Source organism: Clostridium tyrobutyricum DSM 2637 = ATCC 25755 = JCM 11008 (genome assembly GCF_000359585.1).
Classification (GTDB): Bacteria; Bacillota; Clostridia; order Clostridiales; family Clostridiaceae; genus Clostridium_B; species Clostridium_B tyrobutyricum.
This window is the reverse complement of sequence record NZ_APMH01000018.1, coordinates 58,424-76,399: the sequence shown is the minus strand read 5'-3', so window position 1 is coordinate 76,399 and position 17,976 is coordinate 58,424. Positions and strand designations below refer to the sequence as shown.

Genomic DNA, 17,976 nt, shown 5'->3' with positions numbered 1-17,976 from the left:
TGTTATAACCACATTATACAAGGAGGAAAAATAAAGTGGAAAAAAGACCTAAAATTAAAATTTATTATTCAATTTATGAAGTAATAATAGAACTTATTAGTATTATAGCAATATTTATTAATGTTTATCTATTATTAAAATACTATAAAGTACTTCCAAATGTTATACCAACACATTTTAGTGGTACAGGTCTACCTGATGGATATGGTAGTAAAAGCTCTATACTCATACTTGCTGGTATAAATTTTATAATGTATATTGTTCTAACTATTTTAAGTAGATTTCCACGTGTATATAATTATATAAAACCAATAACTAAAGAAAATGCAGAGTATCAGTATAAGTGTGCTAGACAATTGATTATTATAATTAAAGCAGAATTTGTAGTGATTTTTACCTATATTGGCTGGAGAAGTATAAAAGTTGCTTTAGAAAAGGTTAGTGGTTTAGGTACGGGTTTTCTTCCAGTTATTTTGGTAGTTATTTTTGGTACACTTGCAATATATATTAGAAAATGTTTAAAGTAGTTAATACAGAATATGTAAATCATTGAGTGTTAAGGCAATATAAATTGAACTTAAAAGTTTAGAAGCATATACTTCTAATTTATGCTAGATTAAAAGAAATATGTTTCTATCTTTTATCTTGTATACATAAACATCTAAATTTTTTATGATTCCTTATTCAGGGAAATATCTTTTGCAACTGAAACAGCATTTAAAATTTTTGGAAAACCAACATAAGGAATGCATTGTAAAAAACTTCTACAATTTCCTTTTCTGATATTCCAACATTTAATGCTCAATTAATAGGAACTCTTAATTGCTTTTCGCATCAAAGAGATAAGATCAATAGGCGAATATATTATGAAAAAGATATAGCATGGTTAAATTTTATATTTAGATTGAAAGAAACAAATATGCCAATCAAACAAATACAATATTATTCTAAGCTGCGATATAAGGGAAATAGTACATTAAAAGAGCGTTTGAAATTATTAGAAAAGCAAATGGATAGATTACATATTCAAAAAAGCAATGTAGAAGATAATATATTACACTTAGAAGAAAAAATTAACACTTATAAAGAAATGATTAATAAGTCTCTGTTGAGAATTAATAAGTAAATTTTTTATGACGTAACACAATTGTAAATTTTGGCGAAGGAGTAAAAGAGTATGGGTGATACAATTATATCATTATTGATGCCTGTATTATTTATTATTTTTGGAGTGGCCTTTTGTTTAGGTAAAGGGGCTTTTTTAATATCAGGTTACAATATGTTGAGTAAAGAAGAAAAAGCAAAATATGATGAAAAGGCATTATGTAAATTTATAGGTAAATCAATGTTTGTAATAGCTTTTAGTGCTTTTTTATGGGGACTTAGTAGTTTAATTAAGCAGCATATTTTATTTGTTATTGGATTAATATTATTTTTGGTAACAGTCATATTTATTCTAGTTTATTCAAATACAAAAAATAGATTTATGAAATAACACGACAAAAATAAGCATAATAATTAATTCGCAATATTTTAATAATGAGAATCAAAGTATTATAGTAAATAACTGTAAATTGAGTATTGATTATATATAGCATACTGTAAGGAGTAAGATGTTATGAGTAAATATATTTCTTTATAGGAATATATTTAAAGGAATGTCAGTACATCAATGAAACTATGTTCCGATGAAATACATAATATCGTAATAATTGGAATAGAGCATTCCTTTTTAAGATACAAAAAGGAACTAGTTCAATATGGGTATGAAATTGGAAGGATTTTTCTTAAAGAACATACAGTAATTCTCAACAAGATTGGTTAAGAGTTATAAATTTCTAATTATAGTTGATTAATATAAATAGTAATTTGGAGGGAAGCAGAATATGGAGATAGTCAATGGAAGCAGATATTTGCTAGAAATCAAAGATTTAATTGTTGAATATACAAAATCACTTAATCGAGATTTGACTTTTCAACATCTGATAGAAGAATTAAATGATTTGGGAACCAAATATACAAAACCTAATGGAGAAATTTTGGCAGCTATTTCCGATGAAGGAAATGTAGTTGGTTGTGTTGCATTTTATAAGCATACTGATAAGCGCTGTGAAATGAAAAGATTGTATGTAAAACCGCATTATAGAAAATTGAAAATTGGTTATGAACTGATAAAAGATATAATTGAATTAGCTTCAAAAGATGATTTTGAAGAAATGGTTCTGGATACACTAAAGCCCTTAAAGAGCGCCATTCATTTATATAAGAAATTCGGTTTTGAAGAAATCCAGGCATATTACGATAATCCAATGGATGATGTTATATATATGAGATTAGTTCTATAAATTCTAATTTTCACTTGGTAGAAAACAGCTCTTATTTCAATTATACTGTTTTCACAAGATAATTCTAGATAAAAAGTCTGATGAATTAATATGACATTAGGCAACAAATTATTAGCTTTACGTAAAAAATCAGGTATGTCACAGGAAGAGGTTTCTGATGGCTTAGGTGTGTCTTGTCAGGCGGTTAGTAAATGGAAAACTGATCAAACAACTCCAGAGCTAGCTAAGGTAGAACTATTAAGTAAATTGTATAATATAAGTTATTATTATCCGATTAGTGAAAGTCATAATGTTTTTAGCGAAAACACTTATTATAAAATTTATGAAGCAATTGAAACTGCATTTTCTAAACTTGAACTATAAAAAACTTATATATGTAAAGTTGGAAAATTCGGAGTACCAGAATTTGTATGGAAAACTTTTATGATTCAGATTGATAAAGAAAGGTGTAGGTCTAATTACAAAGCTACATTTTAACGCTAAAACTTTATAATGTATAATTTTAGCGTTATATTTTTTAAGTTATTATGGTATAATATTAGTAATAAGAAGGGTGGATTATGAATTTAGTCTGCTTAATAAAATTTATTTGGTTAAATAATAGATAGTCTATGCAAGGGTCTATCTATTATTTTTTTTAGAATTATTTATGTTTACTTTGGTATCGGATGATATTTCATCAGGTCTCAAAGTTATTTTATTTTCGATTTTAATATCTGATTTTTTATCAGATAACGCTACTATACAAATAGCAGTTATTGAAAATAAACTGAAGAACAATACTAAATATCCTTCTGTCATAAACGCATCACCTCTTCTTCATACGCAGACATTATTAACCATAATCCACCCATGAATAAAGAAGAGGTAACCATATAAATTTTTCTTATTACATTTTAGATTATATCATAGAATGTGAGTACTGAAAATATATAGGTAGATGGTGAAACGTCGTATACCTGCATACTATTAAAAACTTTGGAGGGAAAATGGAGGGAAAACCAAAATAAAAAAGAACCTACAATCTTGTAAGTCCTTTGATTTCAACGTTTATGGCAGGGGTAGAAGGCTTCGAACCCTCAACCAATGGTTTTGGAGACCACTACTCTACCAATTGAGCTATACCCCTATATTAAATCAGTATTTAACACATATATACCGACGAAGATTATTATAATACAGAAATGGCTCATCGTCAAGATTAAAATTTTATAGCAAATCAAAAATTACTTTTTTTCATATATACCTTTAAGACTATTTATATTGTATTTAAGAGTATCTTCGTAACTGTAATTACCATTAAACATCATAATTTTGGCAGTTTTAATATGATATTTTTTTATTATAGAATAATTGTTTTTCAGGTCAGAATCACTGGTGTATAGTAAGACAGCTTTATCTTGTAAGTTATTTAGTTTGTTTTGCAAAGATGCTCTTTCATTGGGATCTAAAGGAAGAATATTATTATAAGATGAATTTGTATCCAATAGATTCAATTTATTATAATTTATAAAATATGCTAAATCTTCATTTAAAGTTAAAAATACATAGTTGGATAAATTTTCATTTACTGATTTAAGTGACTTTTGATAAGTTTGCAAATTTTTTAACTCTGTGGAGAAATTTTGTTCATAAAAAGATCTACTTTGAGGGTCTTTATCCTCAACGGCATTTTTTATATTTACCAGCATTACTTTATAATTGTCAATATCCATAAAATAATAAGGGTTTTGATTTATAGTTATATCATCATATTTTACAGGCTTATTGTAGGATATAAATTTTACACCCCTTGAAGAATTTATCACACCAAGATTATTTTTATTTAGTTTATCTGTAAAACTATCTATCCATGGTTCAAAATCTGAACCTACATATATAAATAGATCCTTTTTAGACACGTTGTTCAAACTGTCATATGTGAATTTAAAATTGATTTCACTTATTCTATCTTTAAACATATAATTCAATGTATGTCTATCTTTTACTATGGCTTTTACAATTGAGTATAAAAGTTTATCTGTAGTCATTATATTCAAATTTATGTTCTTATCAATGACTGTTTTTGATGAAGCATTATTTTCATTTATATTTTTGGATGTATTACTACATGCTGTAAGAACAGGTATTAAGAGAATAATTACAAGTAAACTCAAAGTTCTTTTCAAATTTTTCACCTCTACATTTGTTGAAATAATTTCAAGGTATAATAGCAATAACTATATTTTACATAATGTACTTTGACAATGCAAATAGCATAATATATATTTTTTGCCCTGAAATTCCTGTTTATTACCTAAAAGACTTTTATTAATACTTTTTATTGTGGTAAAATTAGAATTAATTATATATTATGAGAGGTATTTATGAGGATCAGTATGGATAAAATAATAAGAGCTATGTCCATAGCTTTAGATTTAGCACAGATGAGTTCTAGAAACAGTGGTGAAAAGCCAATTATAGAAAACATAACCAATGTTGATTATTCTAATCATAGATTTATGCACCATTCTCAGAGAACCACTTATATAGCTCTTAAAATTGCAAATTACCTTAATTTGAGTGGGGAAGAAAAAAGAGAAATATATGTGGTTTCATTGCTCCATGACATAGGTGCAGCCAATACACTTACAGAAAGTCATTATGCAGATGAGTTTATAGAAAAACATTGTATAGTTGGGGCAAATATAATAAAGCCATTTCCTAAATTTAGAAGAATACCTGAAATAATATTGTATCATCATGAAAATTTTGATGGAAGTGGTGCTATGGGACTTGATGGTGATTTAATTCCTATTGAAAGTCAAATAATTAGAATTGCTGATTTAGTAGAACTTCTATATAAAGAAAATAAGCCTGCTTTTAAACAAAAGGATTTTATTATTGATTGGGTAAAAAGAGAAACCAGCAGTATATTTTCACATAAAATATCTGAAGCTTTTTTACATATTTCATCTAAGGATATATTTTGGTTCGACTTAGAAAATATAGATTTTATGGACATAATATTGAATAGGGAAAAACCTAAATTTGATATATACATAGATTTGAATAATTTTGAAATAATAGCAGAAATATTTGCCAATATTATAGATAGTAAAAGTTCATTTACAGCTAAACATTCTAAAGGAATAGCCAAGCTAGCTTATGAGGTATCACGATGCATAGGATATGATTGCGATAAGTGTAAAAAAATGAAAATAGCAGGACTTTTACATGATATAGGTAAATTGGCTATTCCTTTAAGTATATTGGACAAAAAGGGTTCTCTGACACCTGAAGAATTTGAAATTATAAAATCCCATGTGTATTATACTAAGATAATTTTGGATAGAATAGAAGATATACCTGAAATAAGTATTTGGGCATCAAATCATCATGAAAAGCTAAATGGACGGGGATATCCGGCTGGGCTTACTGCAGAAAGCTTATCTCAAGAATCTAGAATTTTAGGGGTATGTGATATATATCAGGCATTGACAGAAGACAGACCCTATAGGGATGGGTTAGGAAGAGAGAGGGCACTTTCTATAATGAAGGATATGGCGGATAATAATTTTATATGTAAAGATGCTTTAAATAATTTAAAAGATACATTAAGTGCATCCAGTGACTTTGATGGACTTTAGTGTTTAAGGAGTGTATTTATGGAGTTTTTTTCAAATGACATGAAAGATACTATTTTATTGGGAAAAAAATTAGGGAAAATTCTAAAACCTGGAGACATAATATGTTTAATTGGAGAGCTTGGTACTGGAAAGACTCATTTTGTGAAGGGTATTGCAGAGGGGCTTGGCATAGTAGATAATATAACAAGCCCAACATTTTCGATAGTAAATGAATATACTAGTGGAAGGTTGAAGTTGTACCATTTTGATGTGTACAGAGTCAATGATCCAGATGAAATAGAAGCTATAGGATTTGACGAGTATATTTTTAGTAATGCTGTTAGTATTATTGAATGGTCTAATTATATAGAAGAACTTATACCAAAAGAACGTATAGAAATAAACATAGAAAAAGATATATCCAAGAGTGTAAATTTTAGAAAAATAAGTATAAATTATTGTGGTTATAGATATGATTATATAAAGGAGTTAAGTAAAAAATGAAAATATTGAGCTTGGATTCTTCAACAGAATCTGCTACATGTTCAGTTCTATCTGAAGAAAAATTATATGGTGAAATAACTTTTAATTATAAAAAACAGCATTCTGTAATATTAATGCCAATGATAGATAATCTTCTAAAAAATATTCATATGGATATAAATTCATTGGATGGATTTGTAGTATCAAAAGGACCTGGATCTTTTACAGGACTTAGAATTGGTGCAGCTGTCATAAAAGGATTGAGCCAAGGAAGCGGAAAACCTTTTTCAGCAGTATCTTCATTGGATGCTCTGGCGTATAATTTAGCATATACATCTGGAATTATATGTCCTATATTAAATGCTCTTAGAGGTAATGTCTATACAGTACTTTATAAATTTCAAGATTTTGAATTTAAAAAAATAAGTGAATACGAAATAATTTCTATGGATGATTTAATAAACAAATTAAATGGCATGAAACAATCTGTATGTTTTGTAGGTGATGCCGTGAATATATTCAGGCAGCATATTTTAGATGACATGGAAGTAAAAGTTGGTTTTGCACCTACTAATTTGAATATTGTAAGGTCATCTTCATTGGGTGAACTTGGGCTTAAATTAATAAAAGATGGAAAGTGTGATAATTTATATACATTTTCTCCGTTTTATTTGAGAAAATCTCAGGCTGAAAGGGAATATGAAAGGAAAGCAAAAATTGGAAAACATGAATGATATAGAAATAGTACCGTTAAAATTGGAACATATTGATAGTGTACTTGCTATAGACAGGCTTTCTTTTGCTACTCCATGGAGTAGGGAATCTTTTATTCATGAAATCGACAAGAATAAATTTGCAAAATATATAGCAGCAGTAAAATGTGAGAGGGTTATAGGCTACGGAGGTATGTGGATTATACTAGATGAGGCACATATAACAAACATAGCAGTTCACCCTGAATATAGGGGTATAGGTGCAGGAAATTTTATTATAGAAGGCCTTATGGAAATATGTAAAAATGAAAGAGCTCGATCCATGACTCTTGAGGTAAGAAGATCAAATACAATAGCACAAAATCTCTATAAAAAGTATGGATTTGTAGAAGAGGGAATTAGAAAAGCCTATTATATTGATAATAAGGAAGATGCCATTATAATGTGGAATCATAATATAGTATAACATCAAGTTTAAAAGAGGAAATGAATAATCTTTTATAGAATATAATATCTAAGGGTTTAAATATTATTTAAAGGGTGTGTTATCTATGGAAAAGAAAAAAGTGCTAGTACCATTGGATGGAACAGATAGAAGCATGCACTCCATTGACTGGTTGAAAAAGTTATTTGAAAAAGAGGAAATAAAAGTTACACTTATGAATGTTGCAGAAATAGTTATAGCAAATGACATGGTTATATCAAATGATACTGTAACTAGAGCACAGAAAGAGTCAGAAGACATTTTAGATACGGCTTTGAAAAAGCTTGAAGGCTATGAGGTTGATAAATACTGTGCCTTTGGCTATGCTGCTGATGAAATATTAAGAAAGGCAAAGCAAGAGGAGTCTGATATAATAATTATGACTAAGTCTACTAAAAAGGGTATAGCTAGAATGATTGGGTCTGTAACTACCAAAGTTGTAAAGAATGCTAAAACACTAGTTATAATTTCTCCAGAGTAAAAGTTTACTTTATATGATTAATAATATACGGGGGATGTGTTGTATAGTGAATAATAAGAAAAAAATTTTAGTACCATTAGATGGAACTGAACGAAGCATGCATTCTATTGATTGGTTGAAAAACTTCTTTAAGGAAGATGAAGTGGATATAACTCTCATGAATGTGATAGAAATAGTATTGGGAAATGATAAAATTGAATTGGATCAAAGATATTATTCAGAAAAAGCCAGTAAGGAAATTTTGGACAAGGCAGAAGATAAATTACATGGATATAAAATTGCCAAATATCATACTTTTGGATATGCTGCAGACAAAATTTTAAAAAAAGCAGAACTTGACAAATTTGACATTATAGTTATGACAAAATCCACTAAGCGTGGATTAGATAGAATGATTGGATCTGTAACTAATAAAGTAGTAAGAAATGCAGGAACGTTAGTTGCAATTATACCCGAATAAAAACGGTTACTTATGAGGCCATAATGTTTTAAAAACATTATGGCTATTTAAAGTCATAGATTATGTGGATTTTTAATAGAAATTTGTAATAAACAAGATAAAAATTTGTTATAATATACATAAGATTAGCAATTAATATACATAATTACGGAGGTAATGAAATGAAATTTAAATCTGACATAGAAATAGCTCAGCAGTGTGATATCCAGAACATAGTTAGTATAGCAAAAAAATTAAATATACCAGAAGATGATTTGGAACTGTATGGTAGATATAAAGCTAAAGTAGACTACAATATTCTAAAACGGACTACAAGTAAAAATGGAAAGTTGATATTGTGTACAGCAATAAATCCAACACCAGCAGGGGAAGGTAAGACTACTACATCCATAGGTCTTGCAGATGCATTTTCAAAATTGGGAAAGTCTACAGTAGTTGCACTTAGGGAACCATCTATGGGACCGGTATTTGGAATCAAAGGCGGAGCGGCAGGTGGAGGATATGCACAAGTCGTTCCTATGGAGGATATAAATTTACATTTTACAGGAGATATACATGCATTGACTGCAGCAAACAATTTATTGGCTGCAATGATAGATAATCATATTCAGCAGGGAAATTCTCTTGACATAGATCCAAGAAGAATTACATGGAGAAGATGTATGGATATGAATGACAGACAATTGAGATTTGTTGTAGATGGATTAGGTGGAAAAGTCAATGGAATGCCTCGAGAAGATGGATTTGACATAACAGTTGCTTCTGAAGTAATGGCTATATTCTGTCTGGCAAATGACATAAAGGATTTGAAAGATAGAATTTCAAAAATAATCATAGGATACAACAGGAGTGGAGAACCGGTAACAGCACATGATTTAAAAGCTGAAGGTGCCATGGCTGCACTTTTAAAAGATGCATTAAAGCCAAATTTGGTTCAAACACTTGAAGGTACTCCTGCATTTATACATGGTGGACCTTTTGCAAACATTGCTCATGGATGTAACTCTATAATGGCAACTAAAATGGCAAGACACTTTGGAGATTATGCTATTACAGAAGCAGGATTTGGTGCTGATCTTGGAGCAGAGAAGTTTATAGACATAAAATGCAGAATGTCAGGATTAAAACCAGATGCAGTAGTAATAGTGGCTACTATAAGAGCACTTAAGTATAATGGAGGAGTGGAAAAGTCAAAGCTTGGAGAAGAAAATTTAGAAGCACTTAATGCAGGTATCCCAAATTTATTAAAACATGTAGAAAATATAACCAAGGTATTTAAACTCCCTGCAGTGGTAGCTATAAATAAGTTCCCTACAGATACAGAATCTGAAATTAAGCTAGTAGAATCTGAATGTAAGAAACTTGGGGTAAATGTAAAATTATCTGAAGTTTGGGAAAAGGGCAGTGAAGGTGGAATAGAACTTGCCAAAGAAGTACTGAGAATAATAGATGAAGAGGAAAACAATTTTGAATTTGCATATGACATGGATTTATCTATAAAAGAAAAGATAAAAACTATTGCAAGAAGAATATATGGTGCAAAAGATGTTGATTTTACAAAAGATGCAGAGAAGGAAATTAAGAATTTGGAAAGGTTGGGTTTCAATAATATTCCTGTATGTATAGCAAAAACTCAATATTCCTTAACTGATGACAAGGCAAAACTTGGAAGACCAACAGATTTTACAATTACAGTAAGACAAATTTCTATTTCAGCTGGAGCTGGCTTTATAGTTGCTGTTACAGGTTCCATAATGAAAATGCCAGGACTTCCTAAAGTTCCAGCAGCGGAAAAAATAGATGTAGATGATAATGGAACAATAATCGGACTATTTTAGAATTTATAAAATAATTTGGAGGTAAGTATGAAAATTATAGATATTCCATGTAGAAATTTTATAGAAGAACTTTCATCTAAAAGCGCTATACCGGGTGGTGGTGGAGCAGCAGCTTTAGATGGAGCCATGGGAGCGGCTTTATTAAGTATGGTCTGTAATTTAACTATTGGAAAGAAAAGATATGTACAATATACAGATAAACTGACATCAGTGTTAAATAAATCAGCAGAATTAAAAAGTAATTTTTTGAATATGGTAGATGAGGATGCAGAAAATTTTATCCCACTTTCAAAAGCTTATGGTTTACCTAATAATACGGCAGAAGCAAAGCATGAAAGAGAAGAAATTTTAGAAAAGTGTTTAAAATCTGCTTGTGGTGTTCCAATTAAGGTTGTGAAAAAGTCATACGAAACTATTCTTCTTCACCAATCCATATTAGAAAGTTGTTCTACTCTCGTACTAAGTGATGTTGGAGTAGGTGTTCAATGTTTAAAATCTGCACTTACTGGTGCTTATCTCAATATAATTATAAATGTAAAGTCTATGAAAGATAGATGTTATGTAGATAATATTAAAGAGGAAATAGAACCATTATTAAAAGATGGAGTAAAAATTGCAGAGAAAGTTTATGATAGAGTTGTAGAAAGACTTTCAGATTGAAAAAATAGAGGAGATTTATTATGGGACAGTTAATTAAAGGGAAACCAGCAGCTGATGCTGTAACCGTACATTTGATTGAAGAAGTAAAGAACTTAAAACGAAAAAATATTATTCCAAAGCTTACTATAGTTAGGGTGGGGAAAAATGGAAGTGATATGGCATATGAAAGAGGGGCAACCAAAAGGTGTAATAGTATTGGCATAGAAATAGCTATAAAGGAACTTCCGGAGGACATATCTCAACAGAGTTTTATAGATGAATTGAAAAAAATAAATGAGGATAGTACCACAGATGGAATAATGGTATTCAGACCATTGCCAAAACAATTAGATGAGGATATTATAAAACATTTGATAGATCCCAATAAGGATGTTGATTGTTTCAATCCATTAAATATGTCTAAATTGCTGGAAGATGATAATTCTGGATTTTCGCCTTGTACTGCTGCTGCTGTAATTGAGATCCTGGATTATTATAAGATAAAAATTGAAGGAAAAAGAGTGGTTGTAATTGGAAGGTCAATGGTAGTAGGAAAACCGCTTTCTCTACTTTTATTAAATAGGAATGCTACAGTTACCATTTGTCACTCTAGAACACAAAAGATGGAGAATATATGTTCCCAGGCTGATATTGTTGTAGTGTGTATTGGAAAAAGTAAAATTATAAACAAAAGCTATATTAAATCAGGAGCAGCTGTAATTGACGTTGGAATAAATGTAGACACCAATGGAGCTTTATGCGGAGATGTTGATACTGAAAATTGTATAGAAAAGGTTGGTATGATAACTCCTGTACCTGGAGGAGTTGGTTCTGTTACAACTTCTATACTTGCTAAACAAGTAGTTATGGCATGTAAGAGACAAAATAATATATAAATTTCTAAATTACAAAAAATTTTTTTTGCCTTTACTTGAATATTTAATTCTTATGTGCTACACTTGTATTGTAAGTTAAAAATCAATATTAAATTATGGCAGAGTTGTGAGAGCCAATTTTGAGGTATTTTTGTATCTTAAAATTGGCTCTTTTATTATTTAAATCAGTTGTTTATAAAATTAAGAGGAGGCATATTCAATGTTTGATGTAACAATTATAGGTAGTGGAGTTATTGGAAGCATAGTTGCAAGAGAATTATCCAGATATAAATTGAATATATGTGTGATTGAGGCAGATTCGGATGTAGCAAATGGAACAAGTAAGGCAAACAGTGCTATAGTTCATGCTGGATTCGATGCAAAACCAGATACTCTTAAAGGAAAATTGAATGCAAAGGGAAACAAGATGTTTGATAGATTGTCTGAGGAATTAGACTTTCCATTTAAAAGAATAGGTTCTTTAGTACTTTGTTTTGATGAAAATGATATGGATAATTTAAGAAAATTAAAAGAGCAGGGTGAAAAGAATGGTGTGCCAAATCTTGAAATATTAAGTGGAGATAAAGTAAGAGAACTTGAACCAAATTTATCAAAAAAAGTAGTAGCAGCACTTTATGCACCTACTGGAGCAATTGTCTGTCCTTATGAGATGACTATAGCTTTAGCTGAAAATGCAGCTGATAACGGAGTGGAATTCAAACTGGATACAAAAGTGCTGGATGTAAAAAAGGATAACGATACCTATACGATTAAAACAGACAAAGGTTTTGTTGAGAGTAAATTAGTTATAAATGCTGCAGGAGTTTTTGCAGATGAAATAAATAATATGGTAAGTTCAAATAAAATGCATATAATCCCAAGAAAAGGACAATATTGCTTATTCGATAAAGCAGTTGGAAACACAGTTTCCAGAACTATATTCCAACTTCCAACTAAGATGGGTAAAGGAGTGCTTGTTACTCCAACAGTGGATGGAAATCTTTTAATAGGACCTAATGCAGAAGACATAGGGGATAAAGAAGATTTAGCAACTACAAGTACCGGAATGGATTTCATAATAGAAAAAGCTGGACTTAGTATAAATCAGGTTCCAATGAGACAACTTATAACTTCTTTTTCAGGATTGAGAGCTCATAGTGTTGAAGGAGATTTTATAATTGGCGAAGCTGAAGACGCAAAAGGATTTATAAATGCAGCTGGTATTGAATCACCTGGACTTTCAAGTGCCCCATCCATAGCTGAGTTAATAAAGGATATTGTAGTTGAAAGACTAAATCCTAATAAAAATGACAAGTTTAATCCTATAAGAAAAGGAATACCTAAATTTAGAGAGATGACAAATGAAGATAGAAAAAAACTTATATCTGAGGATGACAGGTATGGAAAGATAATATGCAGATGTGAGACTGTAACAGAAGGTGAAATAGTAAATTCTATAAACAGAACACTTGGTGCTAGAAGTTTGGACGGAGTTAAAAAGAGAACAAGAGCAGGAATGGGAAGATGCCAATCAGGTTTTTGTGCACCTAAGGTAGTTGAAATACTTGCAAGAGAACTTCATATATCTCCTGAAGATGTAACAAAATTTGGTAAACACTCGAATATATTAGTTGGCAAAGATAAAGCAAATATTTAATTTTGGAGGTTAGGGATATGGAAAATCATGATGTAGTTATAATCGGTGGAGGTCCAGCAGGACTTGCAGCTGCAATTTCAGCTAGAGAAGATGGAATTGATGATATATTAATATTGGAAAGAGATACTCAATTAGGTGGAATATTAAATCAGTGTATTCATAATGGATTTGGTCTTCATACTTTTAAGGAAGAATTAACAGGACCAGAATATGCCCAGAGATTTATAGATAAAGCTGTAGATATGAAAATACCATATAAATTAAATACAATGGTATTGGATCTTAATAAAGATAGGAAGATAACAGCTGTAAATGAGGAAGATGGAATAATCGAAATACAGGCTAAGTCAATTATACTTGCTATGGGATGTAGAGAAAGACCAAGAGGTGCTATAAATATACCCGGAAGTAGATGTGCGGGAATATATACTGCAGGTGCAGCACAGAAATTTGTAAATGTTGAAGGATATATGCCAGGTAAAGAAGTTGTAATATTGGGTTCTGGTGATATAGGACTTATAATGGCAAGGAGAATGACTCTTGAAGGTGCTAAAGTTAAGGCTGTAGTGGAACTTATGCCATATTCAAGCGGGCTTAAGAGAAATATAGTTCAATGTCTTGATGACTTTGGAATACCATTGAAGTTAAGTCATACTATTACAAATATAAAGGGAAAAGATAGAGTTGAAGGTGTAACTATTGCAGAAGTAGGTAAAGATAGAAAACCAATTAAATCAACAGAACAATATATACCTTGTGATACACTACTTCTATCAGTCGGATTGCTTCCAGAAAATGAACTTTCAAGAAAGGCAGATATTGATCTTTCAAACGTAACTGGTGGACCATTGGTAGATGAAAGTTTTGAAACAAATATAGAGGGAATATTTGCTTGTGGAAATGTACTTCATGTGCATGATCTAGTTGATAATGTAACCTTGGAAAGTATAAATGCAGGAAAGAGTGCTGCAGAGTTTGTAAAAGGAAAGAGATTTGTTGGAGAAAAGATAGAAGTAGTAGCAACAGATGGAGTTAGATATACAGTGCCAAAGTATGTAAATCCTAAAAATATAGGAAAATTTTTAGATGTAAGATTTAGAGTAGGTCAGGCATATAAAGACAGCTATATATCAGTATATTTTGATGAAAATAGAGAGATTCATAATAAAAAGAGAATACTTACTCCAGGTGAAATGGAAACAGTTAAATTATTGAAGGCTCAGTTTGATAAGTATCCAGATTGTAAAAGAGTAACTATAAAAGTAGAGGAGGAGTAATTATTATGGAAAATAGAGAATTAACTTGTATAGGTTGCCCTATGGGGTGTCAGCTTCTAGTTAAATTAGAAGGAGATAAAGTTATAGAAGTTACAGGGAATACTTGTAAAAGAGGAGAAATATATGGTCAGAAAGAATGCACAAACCCCACTAGAATAGTTACATCTTCTGTATACGTAAAAAATGGAGAAATAGATGTAGTACCAGTCAAAACTGAAAAGGATATTCCAAAGGGAAAGATATTTGATTGTATAAAGGCTCTTAAGGATGTAATAGTTGAAGCTCCAATAAATATTGGAGATGTAGTAGTAAAAGATATACTTGGAACAGGTGTAGATATAATTGCAACTAAAAAGATAGATAGAGTTGACGGAAATGAGTCCAAAACAGCATAGAATAGATTAAAAGCTTATAATGCACAGTGCACAATTCGATTTACGGATTGTGCACTGTGCATTATTTAAATATGATATAATTATTATAAACAACTAAATTGGGCTTGGAAAGGAATAGAACAATGTATAAAGAAGAATTAAAGAAGATTCTTGAAAAATTCTCAGACTTTGAACAATTAAAATTTTACAATATACCTGATATAGATTTATATATGGATCAGGTAACTACTTTTGTTGAAGAAAAGTTAGGATACCTAAAGAGAAACGAGGAAGACAGTGCACTTACTAAGACCATGATTAATAATTATACTAAAGCAGGTATATTGATGCCTCCTAATAAGAAAAAGTATTCAAAGCATCATATGGTATTTATTATACTTACATATTACTTAAAGCAGATATTGTCTATAAATGATATTCAAAGACTGTTTTCACCTATAGTAAAATCTATAAACTCTGGAGAAAATCATGATAAAGATCTTGAAAATATATATAACTGTTTTTTAGAAATAGAGAAAAATGAAATGGATAAGTTTATAAGAGATCTTAAAGATAAAATCAGTCTTGATGATAGTGAATTTAAAAATTCAGAAGACAGTATAGGGCAGACAAGTAAAAAAATCAACATTGATAAAGAAGGTATAAATAGCCTAATTATAATGGTTATCATGTTGGTTGTAAAAGCTAATATAGAGAAGAGAATGGCAGAAAAAATAATCGATAAATTTTTTGAATAAAATTTTAAGTATTAAAATAATTTATTAAAACAGTCTTTGCATATTATAGTTTTGCCATTATTTGCAGATATTAAGTTATCTGTGGATATAATTTTACCACAAACTTCACATTTTAAAGATGAATTTGATTTATTATTTTTTTTACAAGAAGTTTTTATCTTATTTTGTGAAGTGATTCTTGAAATATTCTTCCTATTTGGAGGAGGAGAATATGTTAAAGGGGGATCACATTTATCCTTTTCTACAATTTTATAATTTATAGAATACTGGCTCTCTCCAAATAACTCCAATTCAAAACGAGGTTTGTCTTTATCATAAAATTCTTCAATAATTATCCTGCGTATCTGGGCATCATTTACGATAAGTCCACTTTTCTCAATTCCATCAAATATGCTTTTAGTTATATTATTTGTATCAGGATGGCGTTTACTGCTCTTGTAATATACCTTTAATATTGCTATTAAAGATTCCGACAGTATTATTCCTGGATTTTGGCATCTTGATAGATATGCAATTTGTTCTTCATAAATTGCATATCTATCATGATATTTTCCGGAATTATATGGTAAAATAGCCCGTCCTTTTGTATTGTATAATTTGAAATTTGATTTTGATATAGGTGAACCATCTATTACTACTTTTGCATAAGTTCTGTTCATTTTAAAATCTCCAATGAAATCTATATTTTATATAATTATAACATAAGATAATCAATGAGTTTCTATATAGTATGATTTTTTTATGAGTACTTGTATTTTAACAATACTAATAATAAAATAAATACATTAGATTAATTAAGAAAGGTAAAAAAGCCATGGGAAAAAATATAAAAATACTTGCGATTGAAAGCAGTTGTGATGAAACTTCAGCAGCAGTAGTTGTAGATGGAAGGGAAGTTCTATCAAACATAATATATTCACAAATAGATATACATACCAAATTTGGAGGAGTTGTTCCTGAGATAGCTTCTAGAAAACATATAGAGGCTATAAGTATAGTAGTAGATGAAGCATTAAAAAAGGCGAAACTTGATTTAAATGATATAGATGCAATAGGAGTTACATATGGACCTGGGCTTGTAGGTGCTCTTCTTGTTGGACTTCAATATGCAAAAGGATTGGCTTATGCATTAAATAAACCTTTAATTGGAGTAAATCATATAGAAGGTCATATAAGTGCCAATTTCATTCAATATAAGGATTTAAATCCTCCTTTTGTATGTCTTGTAGTATCAGGTGGCCATACTTATATTGTATATATGAAAGATCATGGAAATTTTGAAGTTATGGGGCAGACGAGAGATGATGCTGCAGGGGAAGCTTATGACAAAGTGGCAAGGTCCATAGGACTTGGATATCCAGGTGGACCTAAAATAGACAAATTGGCTAAGGAAGGCGACGAAGATGCCATTAAGTTTCCAAGAGCAAATTTTCATGATAACAAATCGTTGGATTTTTCATTTAGTGGCTTGAAATCTGCTGTTTTAAATTATTTAAACCAAAAAGATATGAAAAAAGAAGATGTAAATAGAGCGGACATAGCTGCTTCATTTCAAAAAGCAGCAGTTAGCTTTCTTGTAGATAATTCTATTAAAGCTTGTAAACTAAAAAATGTAAATAGGATAGCTGTTGCAGGAGGAGTAGCTGCCAATACCTATCTTAGAAAGAGTTTAATTGATGCTGGAAATGTAAATGGAATAGATGTACTTTTTCCTGAATTTATACTTTGTACTGATAATGCAGCAATGATTGGAAGCGCTGCTTATTTTGAATATAAGAATGGGAAAACGGCTGGTATGGACTTGAATGCAGTACCAAATTTAAAAATTGGTGAAAGATAGACACTTTAAAAATTTCAAATTTTTCAATGCTTTATCGCGTTAGAAGAGTATAAATAATTCAAAAAATAGATAATAACATTTACTAAATAACAGGTATAATGCACTTTTTATATATGCAATAATTGCAGGTAAAAAAAATAAAAA

22 protein-coding genes, 1 tRNA gene and 1 pseudogene are annotated in these 17,976 nt (G+C 30.0%); 19 read left to right on the top strand and 5 right to left on the bottom strand.

The features are described from left to right. Positions 1 to 35: 35 nt before the first annotated feature. Positions 36 to 527, top strand: a complete 492-nt coding sequence (locus J418_RS0108950) for a DUF1648 domain-containing protein (RefSeq protein WP_017895393.1) — start codon at positions 36 to 38, stop codon at positions 525 to 527. A 143-nt stretch (positions 528 to 670) separates the two neighbouring features. Here J418_RS0108950 and J418_RS16820 read toward each other — a convergent pair. Continuing rightward, positions 671 to 834: pseudogene (locus J418_RS16820) on the bottom strand (carboxymuconolactone decarboxylase family protein); the annotation flags it as partial. Between J418_RS16820 and J418_RS17075 the strand changes: the two are divergent. From J418_RS17075 to J418_RS0108930, 4 genes are all read left to right on the top strand, one after another. After that, positions 809 to 1,126 carry a MerR family transcriptional regulator gene (locus J418_RS17075; protein ID WP_136711445.1) on the top strand — a complete coding sequence of 106 codons (318 nt, stop codon included), beginning with the start codon at positions 809 to 811 and terminating at the stop codon, positions 1,124 to 1,126. The pseudogene J418_RS16820 and the gene J418_RS17075 overlap by 26 nt on opposite strands. Positions 1,127 to 1,177: 51 nt before the next feature. Continuing rightward, on the top strand, positions 1,178 to 1,495 hold the full coding sequence (locus tag J418_RS0108940) for a DUF3784 domain-containing protein (protein WP_017895391.1): 318 nt from the start codon (positions 1,178 to 1,180) through the stop codon (positions 1,493 to 1,495). Positions 1,496 to 1,886: 391 nt separating this feature from the next. After that, the gene (locus J418_RS0108935; RefSeq protein WP_017895390.1) at positions 1,887 to 2,345 is read left to right on the top strand and encodes a GNAT family N-acetyltransferase; all 459 of its coding nucleotides are present in this window, start codon (positions 1,887 to 1,889) and stop codon (positions 2,343 to 2,345) included. Between the two features lie 90 nt (positions 2,346 to 2,435). Continuing rightward, on the top strand, positions 2,436 to 2,708 hold the full coding sequence (locus J418_RS0108930; RefSeq protein ID WP_017895389.1) for a helix-turn-helix transcriptional regulator: 273 nt from the start codon (positions 2,436 to 2,438) through the stop codon (positions 2,706 to 2,708). Positions 2,709 to 2,966: 258 nt separating this feature from the next. Here J418_RS0108930 and J418_RS0108925 read toward each other — a convergent pair whose 3' ends face one another. The 3 genes from J418_RS0108925 to J418_RS0108915 form a co-directional block, all read right to left on the bottom strand. Continuing rightward, on the bottom strand, positions 2,967 to 3,146 hold the full coding sequence (locus J418_RS0108925; RefSeq protein WP_017895388.1) for a hypothetical protein: 180 nt from the start codon (positions 3,144 to 3,146) through the stop codon (positions 2,967 to 2,969). A 252-nt stretch (positions 3,147 to 3,398) separates the two neighbouring features. Then, positions 3,399 to 3,474, bottom strand: a tRNA-Trp gene (locus tag J418_RS0108920). 97 nt (positions 3,475 to 3,571) lie between these two features. Continuing rightward, the gene (locus J418_RS0108915) at positions 3,572 to 4,522 is read right to left on the bottom strand and encodes a metal ABC transporter substrate-binding protein (protein ID WP_235807008.1); all 951 of its coding nucleotides are present in this window, start codon (positions 4,520 to 4,522) and stop codon (positions 3,572 to 3,574) included. Between the two features lie 189 nt (positions 4,523 to 4,711). Between J418_RS0108915 and J418_RS0108910 the strand changes: the two genes are divergently transcribed. From J418_RS0108910 to J418_RS0108850, 13 genes are all read left to right on the top strand, one after another. Continuing rightward, complete coding sequence (locus J418_RS0108910) at positions 4,712 to 5,974, top strand: HD-GYP domain-containing protein (RefSeq protein WP_023625233.1); 1,263 nt, start codon at positions 4,712 to 4,714, stop codon at positions 5,972 to 5,974. An 18-nt stretch (positions 5,975 to 5,992) separates the two neighbouring features. Beyond that, positions 5,993 to 6,457 carry a tRNA (adenosine(37)-N6)-threonylcarbamoyltransferase complex ATPase subunit type 1 TsaE gene (gene tsaE, locus J418_RS0108905; RefSeq protein WP_017751893.1) on the top strand — a complete coding sequence of 155 codons (465 nt, stop codon included), beginning with the start codon at positions 5,993 to 5,995 and terminating at the stop codon, positions 6,455 to 6,457. After that, positions 6,454 to 7,170: a tRNA (adenosine(37)-N6)-threonylcarbamoyltransferase complex dimerization subunit type 1 TsaB gene (tsaB, locus tag J418_RS0108900; RefSeq protein ID WP_017751894.1), complete on the top strand. Its 717-nt coding sequence runs from the start codon at positions 6,454 to 6,456 to the stop codon at positions 7,168 to 7,170. Before tsaE ends, tsaB begins: the two co-directional genes overlap by 4 nt. Continuing rightward, a complete protein-coding gene (gene rimI / locus J418_RS0108895; RefSeq protein WP_023625234.1) occupies positions 7,163 to 7,615 on the top strand; it encodes a ribosomal protein S18-alanine N-acetyltransferase in 453 nt (150 codons plus the stop codon). Before tsaB ends, rimI begins: the two co-directional genes overlap by 8 nt. Before the next feature lie 85 nt (positions 7,616 to 7,700). Beyond that, positions 7,701 to 8,114: a universal stress protein gene (locus J418_RS0108890; protein ID WP_017751896.1), complete on the top strand. Its 414-nt coding sequence runs from the start codon at positions 7,701 to 7,703 to the stop codon at positions 8,112 to 8,114. A gap of 46 nt (positions 8,115 to 8,160) precedes the next feature. Further along, a complete protein-coding gene (locus J418_RS0108885; protein ID WP_017751897.1) occupies positions 8,161 to 8,574 on the top strand; it encodes a universal stress protein in 414 nt (137 codons plus the stop codon). Positions 8,575 to 8,735: 161 nt separating this feature from the next. Next, positions 8,736 to 10,412, top strand: a complete 1,677-nt coding sequence (locus J418_RS0108880; protein ID WP_017751898.1) for a formate--tetrahydrofolate ligase — start codon at positions 8,736 to 8,738, stop codon at positions 10,410 to 10,412. 27 nt (positions 10,413 to 10,439) lie between these two features. Further along, on the top strand, positions 10,440 to 11,072 hold the full coding sequence (locus J418_RS0108875) for a cyclodeaminase/cyclohydrolase family protein (protein WP_017895387.1): 633 nt from the start codon (positions 10,440 to 10,442) through the stop codon (positions 11,070 to 11,072). A 20-nt stretch (positions 11,073 to 11,092) separates the two neighbouring features. After that, on the top strand, positions 11,093 to 11,947 hold the full coding sequence (locus J418_RS0108870; RefSeq protein WP_017751900.1) for a bifunctional 5,10-methylenetetrahydrofolate dehydrogenase/5,10-methenyltetrahydrofolate cyclohydrolase: 855 nt from the start codon (positions 11,093 to 11,095) through the stop codon (positions 11,945 to 11,947). 199 nt (positions 11,948 to 12,146) lie between these two features. Then, positions 12,147 to 13,583, top strand: coding sequence for an NAD(P)/FAD-dependent oxidoreductase (locus tag J418_RS0108865; RefSeq protein ID WP_017895386.1), 1,437 nt, complete (start codon positions 12,147 to 12,149; stop codon positions 13,581 to 13,583). 17 nt (positions 13,584 to 13,600) lie between these two features. After that, the gene (locus tag J418_RS0108860) at positions 13,601 to 14,860 is read left to right on the top strand and encodes an NAD(P)/FAD-dependent oxidoreductase (RefSeq protein WP_017751902.1); all 1,260 of its coding nucleotides are present in this window, start codon (positions 13,601 to 13,603) and stop codon (positions 14,858 to 14,860) included. A gap of 5 nt (positions 14,861 to 14,865) precedes the next feature. Next, the gene (locus J418_RS0108855) at positions 14,866 to 15,255 is read left to right on the top strand and encodes a DUF1667 domain-containing protein (RefSeq protein ID WP_017751903.1); all 390 of its coding nucleotides are present in this window, start codon (positions 14,866 to 14,868) and stop codon (positions 15,253 to 15,255) included. 122 nt (positions 15,256 to 15,377) lie between these two features. After that, positions 15,378 to 15,992, top strand: coding sequence for a DUF1836 domain-containing protein (locus J418_RS0108850; RefSeq protein ID WP_017751904.1), 615 nt, complete (start codon positions 15,378 to 15,380; stop codon positions 15,990 to 15,992). An 11-nt stretch (positions 15,993 to 16,003) separates the two neighbouring features. On the opposite strand, the gene J418_RS0108845 is transcribed toward J418_RS0108850, so the two are convergent. After that, entirely contained in the window at positions 16,004 to 16,651 is a 648-nt protein-coding gene (locus J418_RS0108845) for a RusA family crossover junction endodeoxyribonuclease (protein ID WP_017751905.1), read from the bottom strand. Between the two features lie 155 nt (positions 16,652 to 16,806). Between J418_RS0108845 and tsaD the strand changes: the two genes are divergently transcribed. Further along, on the top strand, positions 16,807 to 17,832 hold the full coding sequence (gene tsaD / locus J418_RS0108840; protein ID WP_017751906.1) for a tRNA (adenosine(37)-N6)-threonylcarbamoyltransferase complex transferase subunit TsaD: 1,026 nt from the start codon (positions 16,807 to 16,809) through the stop codon (positions 17,830 to 17,832). Positions 17,833 to 17,976: the final 144 nt, after the last annotated feature.